Source organism: Paenibacillus polymyxa (genome assembly GCF_018614975.1).
Classification (GTDB): domain Bacteria; phylum Bacillota; class Bacilli; order Paenibacillales; family Paenibacillaceae; genus Paenibacillus; species Paenibacillus polymyxa_E.
Genome location: NZ_JAGGNR010000018.1, coordinates 138,841 through 151,918 on the forward strand (window position 1 = coordinate 138,841; position 13,078 = coordinate 151,918).

The following is a 13,078-nucleotide window of genomic DNA, read 5'->3' on the forward strand; positions in this document are numbered from 1 at the left end:
CTCCCGAACTCTTGAATCGTTAATTTTATGTCCGAATTGTGAATGTGTGAGTTTTTTCCATGCGTTTGCTATATCCAGGAAGTGGAACAAAAAAAGATGACCTTGAAATCTAAAGTCCAAGGTCATCTCACATACGCTCGTTTAATAAGTGTGAAGTCAGCATTTTTCATTATTGGACCAAAAGACACTTAATGAATCTATGCAACATGCTCATATAAAATAACTTACAGCTTCGGCTTCGGCATCAATTGGATTACGGTCATCCCGCCCTGAGTGCTCTGCACACTGGCAATACTCTCGGCGTCAACATCTGCTGGAAGATCAATCTGCAATCCATACGGATAGAGGCGATCTACCTCTCCAATAGACATCTGTGCAGGAGTGGTCGCATCCTCTTCATTGGATACTGATGTGTCAGGCGATCTTGAACCTGTAGCTTGATCTGAATCGGTCCCTTGGTCCGGGTGTCCACTCGCAGCATTAGACGATGCATTCGTCCCTGTATCCGTTGTTGTATCGGTAGCAGAATCTGAAGCGGAATCACCCGATGTTGAAGGATCTGCCTGCTGATCGCCATCCTCCGTCTGCTCTGTGTTCCCCACGTCTCCGGCTGACGCCCCATCCGTGCTCCCTTCGGAAGTGCTTCCTGAACTACCATCGGAAGGATCTTGGGTATCCGGCTCTTCATTCCGATTAAAACTCTCCCACTTGCCTGTGGTATCCAACTCCTGAGTACTGCCATCCTTCATCGTCAATTGAAGTTTGCCTTGCTCAAACTCAGTGCTTCCCGTATCATTCCTGAAACGGATCACCAGTTGAGCAGGTGATTCCGTACCCTCCTGTTCACTCGCAGGAATCATATAAGCAATCTGCTCCGCGAGCTGTACCTCAGGTTCAGCCGGTATGACAGGCTCCTGGGTAGATGGAGGGGATGCCGCTGGCGGCTCTACAGAATCTTTCATCCATGCATATGTACCGCCAGCAATACCAAGAATCAGGATCAAGAGGATTAATCCGAACAGATTTTTCCTTTTACCCGTTAGCATCCGCACCAGTGGAGAGGACAATTCCGTCTTCGCACGGTCATAGACCGGCTTCATTGTCTTGCTGGCTCTTGCATAATACGGTTTGAAAGCCGACTTCGACTTGAAAGCTTCACGGTCATGAGCTTCGAAATACGCCACGATGGCATCCGCATATCCTTTATGCGCATTGGAACCTCGGACAAACATTCGATGATCTCCTGACCATTCGAAGAATGGATACAGCCCTTCAGCACGACTTGCATTGGTGCGGATGAATTCAATCAGGCCAGAATAGTCCAACCGATTGCTACCGCTTCCTCCCCGATAAAAAGCCATCGGCAAAGCTTCATATGCCGCGATCCCCGGATGAGTCTGCAACTCTCCGGCAAGCCAGCGACGTGTCCAGCGTTGAAGTTCATTGCGTTCTGCCAGGGAAAGTGCCTCCAATGCCTCTTTTTCATTCCCCTCGCCACTAAGCCACGCTCTCGCAGCCAGCATCATGTTCGTTCGAGCAGATACATCAGAACCCTGACGTGCCGCCCAATCCCGAACCTCATTACCATGCTGCAAAATATCAATGCTTAATAGCTGTTCACGATTAACCCGATCCAGATCGAGATCCTGAATCATAAACAGGTTAATGACATAAGCGAGCTTGTCTGCAAGGCGGGTTAACTCCTCCTGATATGCCGGATCTTGACTGGCAGACGGAGATCCCCCTTTGCGATTAGGGCGGGCTGTAGATTCAGATTGCCCAATTCGTGCCTTAATGCCTGTATCATAAGTATCTTCCACGGATACCCTGTCGAGCACACTAACCCGCTGGAGCGCTTCATTCGCAGATTGTACCGGATTAGGTGCAGAACATAACCGTTCACGCAGTTCACTGGCTGTCCGCTCCTGCAAGAAGCTGTAGTGGATCGCAGATGGATGGGACGTAACCCATCTTCGGATCACTTCCACAACGTGCGCTGCCGATTCCGTGCGTTTCAGCTGATTGTCCAGATAAGGCTCGAACAACAGCTTGGTAAGCGATTCATTGGCCAGCACTTTATCAAAGAAAGCTCGATTCAGCTGCGGATCCCGATCCAGCACAGCATACAATTCCTGCACAGCACGCATACGCTTCTGGGCGCGGGCATTATTCACACCATAGATGAAATAGTCCACAATCCGGGATTGCACCACGGGCGAGGCAACACTGAAATATTCTCCAATGCGAGCAGCGACCGCTTCTTCGGGTACGTTCTCACGCTTCACGCTATCCAGTTCCCGGCTGAGCAAGGTCAGGAACAGCTCGTTCAGACGCGAACGCTGCTTTGCCCCACCTTCCGGCTTCAGATAGGTCAGCAAACCACTCAGGACATGGCTTTTGTTATCCAGATACAGGTCTTCCATGCCTTGTTCAAGACCATAGAACACCGCAAGTTCGCCATAGGCTTCAATGGAAAGCTCCCTTCCAGGCTCCATGCCGGACAACATTTCATCCGCAAATGTATAGAACGCATGCGCTGCACCCGGTTCCTGCAATAAGGCCAAGGCGAATTCCGCATAAGGTAACTTCGCCACAGATGCATCCGCATGTGTCACTCTGCCGGATACCAGATCAAAGGTGAAATCCTTCTCCGTATTTCGGTCTTTCGGACGTAACGTCCCCCGCTCTACAAACTGGATGTGAATGCCCTTCTTGGCCTGTGGCTCCTTGGCAAACGTCATGAATCCCAGCTGCCGCCGGAATGCGTAGGGTAAAGCCGTGTACAGCAAACGTAACAATCCTTTGGCCCCTGGGGTCACTTCCTCTGCGGGAAGGTCCAGCGCAATGTATACTTTTCTGCGTGTCGCTACAGACTGCATTACTGCGTAGAGCAGGCGCTTGAACAGCACTTCGTTCATCTTCAAGGCGCTCAGCATCTGGCCTGGTGATGAATCAGGACCACGTCCCGGTGATATAGGCAATTCAGCAAGTGCTGGCAGAACTGTACCTTGTTCGATGTCATAGGACGTAGCGAACACAGCATCCAGCCAGCCACCTTGCTTCATCTGCTCTTCCGAGCGTTCGGGAGACAAGACGTAATTATGAGCGAAAAAGGCGCTGCGTAGCCCGGTAAAATCCGCAGCTTGGTATACATTTTGCCCAAGGATCGTCTCTCCACTCTCCAGATGAAGCAGGTGAATGGACGCCGGGAACTTTGTCCCATCCTTCTCGCTACGGCCTGTCAGCTCCGCTGGAGCGTCATAGACACAGTAGGGGTGAAGTACTTTTTTGATAAAAGAAGGGTCCAGTCCCGGCGATGCCGCAACCGTATCGAACCCCTCCGTTGTGCGAAACACCCCGCGCCGCTCTCGGGTATACAGCTGTTGTTCAATGGGCGGGGTTACGGAAGAACGCATCATCCCACTCTCCCCTCAATGTACTTCAGCTTGTACAATAGCCATAAGAAGGGTTCATCCACGCGGATCGGACTAACCACACCCTGCAATTTCATATCCACCGGATTGCTGCCCAGCGCAGATACTGCGAAATAGGCTGTATCCTTGAAGTACACATCCATCGTGCCCTTGAACGGACGGTCCACCTTCTCGATAAAACGCCGGATTTCCCCGTCGATATTCTCGAACTCAGTTAGGTCGAACCAATCGCGGTGAACCATGTTGCGGAATACGTTACTGTTGGATTTGATATAATCCCCCTCTTCATCCTTGAGGGAATGCAGCATGTCGCTTTTCGTGAGCACAACGGCCGTTGGAATATTGGTCTTGGCTTTGTCCTGATACGCGATAAAATCACCGAACATCGTGAGCACCACATCGCGCGGCTCATCGTATCTTGGTGTCCACTCTCCCGGCTCGTTGCCGAGGTTAATGCGAATTTTGTCCCGAATCGAACGAATCTGAAGCGGGTCCACCATGAACAGAATACCTGCCGAGTTCTTGATGTGCTGCCCGTGAAGTCCAAGATAATCCTGCTCCACCATACCTTCACCTGCGACGTCAAAGAACACCAGGGTTAGCGGCGCTTTATCCTCATCCTTGAACACAAACTGGAAGATAAACGGCTCCTGGAGTTTCTCCTTCTGCGTGGAATCCAGCAGATCGCCCCGTTCGAACAGCGGTTCTTCATAATCCGCACGGAACCGGCGGCTGATCTCCGCATTCAGTGGCATGCAAGCCGCGTCAAAATGATCGGCCGTATAATGCTGCAACGTATGGATCAATGAAGTCATGTAGACGGATTTACCTACTTGGGATGCACCAATGATGGAAATGATATTGCTCGGTGCTTTACCTGCTGTAACAGGTAGCTCGTTATGACACTGCGGACACAGCCGGCGGCGTGTAACGACACCATACCGATCGTTCAGACCCATCACGATGTTATCCGAATAAATCCGATGTTCCTCCGGTACATCATGCGGGGCCAGCACAGCCTCCATATCAAATACCGTGTCAAGTCCAAATCGTTCGCGGTATCGATTCAACTTTGCATCTTCCCCAAGTGCGTAGTCCTCATCATCATCGCGGTGATGGGCGGCGCGGAACACCACCTCTTCCGGTGAAAACCTGCTGAAACAATAAGGGCATACAATATCGTAAAACAGCGGACGTTCCTCCGGCTGTTGTCTCTTCAAAAACCGACTAAAAAAGCTCATAACCACTCCCCTCCCCTGATCAGTCAGACTAAGGTGATTACACTTGCACTACGATGACAGAGTAACCTTCCAATCGCTAGTCCAACTATCTAGTCTGATATAAGCCGATAGGCGGCTCCATATTTCGGTCCGTCGGTGAAGAATAATCGCACATAATCATTCTTGGCGACTTCAACGGGCGGCATCTCATTTCTTCCGGGAGCAAAATCACTCACAAAAGGATACACCGTACCATCTTCTTTATTCAGCGGAACTCCGCCCTGCTTGCGAACATAACAGAGGGCTTCCTTTGGAACAGGTACTTCCGCTGTGACGGTGATCAATACACTTTTTCGTTTCTGAAAAAAGCCGCTCTTGTAGCGAATGGAAAAGCGGATGTCCGCCTTCCCTGCGCTTGCGATCACCATGTTGTCCTCGTCTCGTTGACGGATCAGCACAGGTCCGTCTTCCTCCATCTGACATATATACACCGTGTACTTGATGGCACCAAAACCTGTGACCCGATCCGTGTAACCATTGCTCGCCTTATATTCCTCTCTCGTGTACAGCTTCAGCTTGCCCTGTGCAGGCTCTTCACCGTTACGATCATCGCTCATCATATCCAGCTCTAACCGCTCCACATACACTGCCTCCACCCGTTCCGGCCAGAGCCAGCGAAGTGTATAACGTCCTTCGTCCACCGCAAGTGTCAGTTTTCGAATCAAGGGTGTCGAAGGGTCTGCATCCGTAAACCGCATTTCCACTGACCTCCCGACGTTAGAATCCTTTGCTGCGTGTATCTCTTGGTCTCTGACCAAACCCTTCGGCAGAAGAAGTTCCGCCGCCAGCTTCACGGCGACCCCTGCTCTTCCGCGGCGTGTTCTCCTTAATGGGGACAATCCAGGAGAACAGGGTCAGTACGCCAGACAAGATGAGCATCGCACCAAGACGTACGAATGTATCCCCCACGTTCGAACCGTCGAGGCCCCATTCCAGCAGCAACCCTGCCAGCAGACCCGACACCGCACCACCAATACCAAAGCTGAGCGCGAGATGACGGTTATCAAACACCAATCCGAGTGATACACCCAGCGCAACTCCAATTAGCAGCATGGCTCCTACACGGAAGATCGCCAGATACGTGCTGTGTTCCATCATTCCTGTACGCTCCGTCACCAGTGTCCGTTCATCAATCGTATCGTAGATCTGCTGGAATGCCAGATTCAGACCACCGGAATCCGGTACATCATAGTACATGCCACCCGTTTGCTGGGCAATATTACGCAGAAGATCCGTTCCTGATGGGTCCACCAGACTGAGGCCGACTGTATTAATGGAAATCTGTTCGTTTTTATATTGGGACAAAATATCGGTCGTATCCGCTTCACTGAATCCATCGGATAACAAGATGACGACGGTACCGCGTTTCGGGTCCTGTTTGCCCTGAATCTGCTCCATGCCTTCCCGCAGCACGGCATCAAAATTGGTCCCACCCGAAGTTGTAACAATGCCATCGATTTTGCTATAAACCTCATTCTTGGCCACTTCACTACCCAGCGCAATAAACGGTTGCAACAACTGCGGTTGGTCATCAAACGTAATGACCGCCACCTGTTTGTCGCTCTCCATTTGGCTGATCAGTGTCTTGGCCGCCTCGAAGCGTCCATTATCCGGGTCCGTATCGTTCATGCTGCCCGAGTTGTCAATCATCAGTACGATGTCCTTCACTTGCTTCACACCGCCCGGATTGATCTGATACAACAATTGCAGGGCGAGTCCAACAACAAACAACAGAGCCAGTGTTGCCGGAACAAGCAGTTTCCACGACAGTCCCAGATATCGGAGCTTCCATGAAGCGCCATTCAGCTTGGGTGAGATCATCTCTGCGATCAAACAGAACAATCCAACACTCAGCGCAAGTACGCCAAAGTATAATCCCAGCAGCAACAGACGTGGCATCTCCCCAAGCCATTGACGCAGCATGATTTCTCCTGCCGCAAAGCCCACTGCCCCGCCAATCAGGCTGAACAGGACCAGGAGAAGATTAATTTTTCGCTGCATGTCCACATGCATCCTTTCCAATGCCCACCGGAAGTGGGCTGAGTTAATACAAGATATCGGGTGACAAACATGTTCTAATTGCATCCTGCTCTGGACGGAGAACAGATGAACGTTAAAATCCATTGGAGACACGCAGCAACTGCACAATCATTCACATTGAACTGCACTGTGCCCATTCCAAGGATACGTGCATTCTGTACCTCCCTTCCATCCATAAGGCACACCATTAAACACAGCCTACAATTCTATCGCATTGGCGAGAGCTTCTCAGCCAGACCTGCAGGGTGAAGCTCGTACCCATTCTCCGTATACGAATCATAATATACCTTGCCGTTCCGATACACCATGAGATCCTCCAGATGGAAACCGCCCATCAGATTCAGCTTCTCTACACCACTGCTGCGTTCTTCATACACCACACCCAACTTGTAGATGCGTGACGTCTCTTCGGCGTGCGCCGCGTAGTCCATGAAAGCACTATGGTGGTCACCAAAGAAATACTTCTCTTCATACCGATGTTCCTGCGTATAATCGAATACCCGTACCCGAACAACCGCCTGATCCTCCAGTGTGTGGTACAACCTGCGGAACAGATCATCCCGGGTTAATACGTCTTTGTCTCCGTAGGCAATCGTTACATTGGCTCGCTGCAACAGTTCTTCTTCAAATGGCAATCGCAGCGGCTCGGCCGTAAGCAGCAACGAGTGACATACCTCCATCAGACGTTTCAGCAGGCGGTCATCGCCTTCCGTTGCGAGTCGGTTCATGTCTCCCATGTAACGGTCCTCAAACCATACATCCCGTCCGCGCTTGGCTTCCAGGTCGATGATTAGCTCTTCCGTCACTTTGCCGTAGTACTCCATCACGTTCTGGCCGATGTATTCATCCGCAGCGGCGATACTTTGGGCGGCTGTCTCTCGCAGTGTGCGTTCCAGAGCTTCAAGTGCTGCTGTGACGTGGCGACTGAAACGGTGAAGCTCTTCCATCTCCGTATCGTAGATGCGCAGCAGATGTAATTCATTTTCCAGTCGCAATAATTCTACCTTCGGTACATACACTCGCTCCAGCATGCAGTCAATCAGATTGCGAACATTCTGTTTATCACGGAACAAAGCCCGTTTGAACGACTGATCTTCCACCCGCTCTTGCTGACGTTGCTCTAGCAGAGCACGTGCCGATTCAAGCTGCATCGATTTATCCCGAATCAGTCCGAGCAGCGCTTCACGTACACTGCCAGGCTCACTGTCACTCCAGGCTGCCCACTGGAAGAAACCGACCTCTGGATGCTCCGCGCGGGATTGTTCGGCCTGACGCCGCAAAGAGCCGCCAGAACTGCGCTCGCGCACACGCTCTTCAACAAGACGGACGACGTTATCACGGAAGTACGCTTCAGCGCCTTGTCCGAACAATGCTCTCTCCGCTTCACGCAGCGAGAGCGGCTTCAGATCGGAGAAACTGACATTATGCGTCATGATGCCGCTCATGCCACTAACCAGATCTTCACTCGGCAGCAGACCTTCGACCTTGCGCTCCACCGAGGCCGCGTCCAATCCGAAGAAAGCAAGCTTGTCCTTGATGCTCCAATCCGGCTCCTGCCGCATGCGTGCGAGTAGATACCGATACATATGATATAACACCGCTAGTGCTATCGGCTTGTTTGGCCGCCTGATCTCGGCAAAACCCGCACTTGCATAACCATGCTGATCAGAGGTGGTGCGAATATTGTTTTTAAAGGATGTATTGTTGTACGTGTTCGCTCCCGTACTTGAAACGCTGCCCAAGTGATCTGCATCCTGCTTCCGGTTCTTCAGCAGGCAGATTCGGCAGATGATCTCGGCATTCTCGATCCAGCCACCGGGAACGCCAGTTCCACGCTCATTTTTGTCGGACAACAGATATACAAGATCAAATAACGGTGACGCGGGATGTGTAACAGGAATGGAGATCCCATCCTCCGTCACCAGCAGATTACCGCTGAACGTGTAGTCCAGCGACTGCATATAATCCAGCTCCCTTAGAAAAGCAAGACCTGCTGCGCTGGCATACCCGAAGGAATCCACCTGTTCCATCTCGCTGACCAATACATGCAGATCCGTCTGCACCGACTTGAAGGCTTGGGACAAAATGGTCTCCGTCAGCTTGGTAAGCTCTGGCAACAATACATTCAGCGGATCATCCGCCCTGGTTACCACCGTAACGTAAATCCGATCAAATGACGAGTACAGCCGTCCATATTCGGCAATTCGGTTACTGACCCGCCGCAGCGTACGATTCAGATCGTAGAGCGCCTGATCCGACTCATGGAAACTGCGATGCACATCCTTGCGCCGTGTTTTGGACGGTCGCTCCTTCTGCCCAGTGGACAGGGGTAAGCGGTGCAGAGTTACCTGACCGTCGTCACCGGATGAGCTATCACTCTTCGTTTCACCCGGGGATGTTTCCTGATCTTCCGTCCCGATCTGAACGTAGACCACACCGTCTCCGTTATCCCATTTCAGCCGATTGATCTCCCGCACAGCAGACACGGCAGGTGCAACCAGATCACCTACGAACAGAAACAAGGCCGGGTAATGGATGCTGCTGCGTCCATCACCCAGGCTGCCTTGGCGCTCCTGCTCTGTTGCGTACTGTACCGCGTACTTCTCCAGATCGCGCTTCAGGGTATTGTTCGAGCCTAACTCCATCCCGGCAGCCATCTTACTTCAGCCTTCTGCGAATGTCGTTCAGCTTCGACGACATCGTTCTATAGAACTGATAGATGTCTTCCCCGTTCGCGAGTTCCACCCGCTCATACTCCAGACGATCGCGCGATTCCATGAACAGCGCAGCCAGATCATCCAGCTTTGTCAGCAGTGGGGTGATATCTTCTGAAGCCGTCAGATCATTATCCCGACGAGAGGCTTTACGCAGCAGTGTACTGCGGTCTTTTTCCGCCAGACCGCGGAAGTTGCCAAACACTTCATACTCGGCAAAGTTACGGCTCTTCATCAGGTTAGCGAATGGCTCCCATGCGTCTTCTTCCGGGTCACGGTCATAGACGTAGAGCGCACCTTTTTTGACGATGGTGTCGGTATATAGCGCTTCGATGAAGCGATCATACCACTGCTCTTCGTCCTGGTACTGGGCAAGAATGCCTTCGAGTTCGGCAACTTTGGCCGAGATGGCATTCATCTTTGCCAGTTCCTCACGTACGCGCGCGATTAGCTGCGGGGAGCGTACCAGGTTTTCTTTGGCCATATCTTCATTAATACTGCCGAAAATATCCTTAACTCCCACACGAGGCAACCCTTCGGATTGCAGACGTTTCAGCTCGATCACGGCCCGCTTCACTTCGCCGAGGTTCGGCGTTGTGGACGTCAGACGCATGTCGTAGGCTCCCAGTTTGGCAGACAAATCAAACGCTTCTGTTGTCACAATCGCATACCGGTTGCTTGTATTCTCATCAATGGATTTGGCCGTCACAATGTTGTAACCGAGCGCCTGCTCGAACTCGTTACGCACACGGGCGTTATACTGCTTCACGCGGGCGTTCTCGTACACATCTCCCCATGATTTCTCCGGAATCGGAGACGGCAGATAGGTCCAGTTGTTTTTCTCCGTTTGCACCAAGTGTCGACCAATGCCTTCTTTGTCCAAAATGGTACGTTCATAACTTTCCTCATATACTTTGAGCGGTGTATATACAAAGAGCGGTACCCCGTTGCGGGTATTCAGCCAGAAAATCCGGTTACGTACTTCACTTTCCTTGACCGTAAAATGAGATTTGCCCACCGCATTGTTCTGATAATTACGAATCCCTTTCAGAATGCCTGGCGCCTGTGCCGGTACCGATACAAATCCCCATGAAGGGAAATGCAGGCTGCCTGTACTGTTGCTCAGATTAAACACTGGAACGGCCTCATCATCCAACTTGCCAGCAATGAAACGTTCCACGAATTTCTCGACCGACTCATCCTGACCGTATTTGATCACCAGGAAATCTTCCATGGAACGAGTAATCAGATCACCGAATTTCTCACTCAGGAAGTCAGAGATGGAGCTGACGATATCAATCTCGTTTTCTTTCACCCACTGGCTGGAGTTCTCCAGCAATTCACGGGAGAAGTCGCGGATCAGATCATCCGTATCTCGCTTGTCCAGCAGCCCGTCCACCACACTGACGATATCCGGTACACTTACGACGTTCCAGTAATAAGTCTTGTTGCCTTTGTGATCGGCTTGTTCCTCGCCACGTGTCAACAGATCACCGTTCTTCGCGAATATCGAGCTAAGGGCGTTCAGCGTCTCGGTAAATACGTTATAAATGCGGCTGTTCTCCTGGTTCAGCAACTCATACAGATCTTCATAGAACTCGATCATCTGATCGTTGCGTTCCACGTCGGCGTGCAGCCAGTACTCATGAATTTTTGCTTCAATATAAGCATTCTTTTTCTTCTCTTTGGAGACAAAAGCACTCTTCGCATCGCCCAGCTTCTCTTCGGACTGCTCCTGAGCTGCTTCAATATCTCGCGGAATGCGGAAGGCATTCTCACGCAGGGTTTCGATGTACGACTGAATCATCTTCAGTACACAGAAGCCTTTTTCCGTATAAATTAGACGAGAGACATAGAACGGACCTTGTTCGGGATGCAAAAACATACGCCGGATCTGTTCGGTGAACTGACCCGCAATCTCACCAGGCAGTTGTTTCTTCGCCTTGATATATTCTTCACGGGCACGCGCCAGGAAGTTCTGCTCCAGTTCGGTGTCCATATTCACAACCTGTGATTTCACCACGTTGCCATAGGATAGACGCTCACTGTTCTGATAACCAGGCAGCGGCTCTGGCACGCGCGCTTCAAAGGACTTGACCACACTTTCGAGATCAATGCCCAGCTTGCGGGCAAACTTCTCGGTATCCTCCTGGTTTGGCGCTTTGGAGAACATGGTGTTCATTTTGTCGAACATGCGATACGCCAGATACGTGGTCATCTCTTCAATCGGCAGTACAGCCGAAGATGCACCAATGATGTTGTAATCATAGTTAGCCGGGTACACCTTGTTCATCTGTGCGATGTTGGTGCGAATGTTGCTGATATAGTCATGGATTGCGAACTCCTCACCCGACTGCTTCTCCTCACTTGCCATGAAGTTGGTAATGTTCTCGGCCGTGACGTTCATGCAGTAATCGTAGGCGTTCTCCAGCAGTTTGCCTTCGGTATTCGTCGCTGAGATCAGATGACACAGGTTAAATGGTGGCAGTGGTGAGTTAACCGTTAAAATATTACCGTACTTCTGTGTGAACCGCTCACCGCGGCTATCCACGTTCATCCAGTAATCCAGCTCTTTGAGCGCAGCATATCCGTTCTTGCGAATGTATTCACGCGTGTGTTCGCTCAAGCTTTTGTTGGACAGATTCACGTCCGGCGTGAACAGATATCCAAGCGTATTGACGCGGTCAATCCCGGCAGAACCGTGATCACGTTCGATAATACCGCGCACGATATAGGATATATCGAGGAAACAGCCGCTGCCTGTACCGCCGGACAGTCCTGTCAGCAGAAACACCATCAGTTTTTTGTTGGTGCCTACGGATAAGGTTTTGATCTTTTTGTCGATGGCCTGCACGACCTGATTAATCTTCGTGAACAGCAGTAGACGTCCAGCCTGACGCACGCCTGCTGCGCCGTTCATGCCATCCGTGATGCTCAGTTCCGGAGACAGCCAGTCCGTAATATACGGCTCCAGCACGCTGCGGTTCTGTAAGAGTCCGCCAATCTCGGCATTGGACAGCAACACAAATTCATTGATCGGATCGAGTCCGATCCCTTTATACTTTTTGGCACGATCCTGTTCGTTCGTCTCAAAAGCCAGAAACTCCACATTGTCCGGTTTGTCCATTTTTTTCTTGGATACCGGGTCCTGTGGCAGCTTGAAACGACGGTTAATCTGATATTTGAGGCGCAGCAACGCATCAATTCCCGTTCCTCCCAGACCAATAATCAGAATGGGGTTATCAATCGTATCAACTCGAATTTTCTCACTGACGATCCCTCCGCCAAGTGATACATCCAGTTGCTGAATATGTTCTCTAACAATCGGTTTCATTCCATGTCCTCCCTTTAGTTAGACCAGTTGGGCTACAAACTCATTACACTTGCCACTCCGATGACAGAGTAACCTTTCGATCGCTGTTATCCTCAGATTTTTTTGATTCCCTTTTCTAAAGGGAAAAATCTGAGGATAGCGTATGCTTCCGATGTAGCTTTCTTTCAGAAAGCTTTTAGGCGAACGCTTCGCTTCTTCAGGTTTTCTCTGTCCTCTCCGTTCTTGTGTAAACAATTATATCCAACTTAAATTTGCATTCCTTTTAAACCAAATAAT

Annotated in this window: 6 protein-coding genes; all 6 read right to left on the bottom strand. The window is 50.8% G+C overall.

All coding sequences use genetic code 11. The features are described 5' to 3' along the window. Nucleotides 1-224: 224 nt before the first annotated feature. On the bottom strand, nt 225-3,419 hold the full coding sequence (locus tag J7E78_RS17240; protein ID WP_215077441.1) for a GAP1-N2 domain-containing protein: 3,195 nt from the start codon (nt 3,417-3,419) through the stop codon (nt 225-227). Continuing rightward, nucleotides 3,416-4,675 (bottom strand): TRAFAC clade GTPase domain-containing protein, encoded by a 1,260-nt coding sequence (locus tag J7E78_RS17245; RefSeq protein ID WP_215077442.1) that lies wholly within the window; start codon nt 4,673-4,675, stop codon nt 3,416-3,418. The genes J7E78_RS17240 and J7E78_RS17245 overlap by 4 nt, the downstream gene beginning before the upstream one ends. Before the next feature lie 89 nt (nt 4,676-4,764). Beyond that, nucleotides 4,765-5,412, bottom strand: coding sequence for a beta-mannanase (locus J7E78_RS17250; RefSeq protein WP_215077443.1), 648 nt, complete (start codon nt 5,410-5,412; stop codon nt 4,765-4,767). A gap of 19 nt (nt 5,413-5,431) precedes the next feature. Beyond that, entirely contained in the window at nt 5,432-6,715 is a 1,284-nt protein-coding gene (locus tag J7E78_RS17255) for a vWA domain-containing protein (protein ID WP_215077444.1), read from the bottom strand. A 245-nt stretch (nt 6,716-6,960) separates the two neighbouring features. Continuing rightward, nucleotides 6,961-9,411: a transcription initiation factor TFIID gene (locus J7E78_RS17260; RefSeq protein ID WP_251035103.1), complete on the bottom strand. Its 2,451-nt coding sequence runs from the start codon at nt 9,409-9,411 to the stop codon at nt 6,961-6,963. Nucleotide 9,412: 1 nt separating this feature from the next. Then, nucleotides 9,413-12,802, bottom strand: coding sequence for a tubulin-like doman-containing protein (locus J7E78_RS17265; RefSeq protein WP_091036105.1), 3,390 nt, complete (start codon nt 12,800-12,802; stop codon nt 9,413-9,415). Nucleotides 12,803-13,078 lie beyond the last annotated feature (276 nt).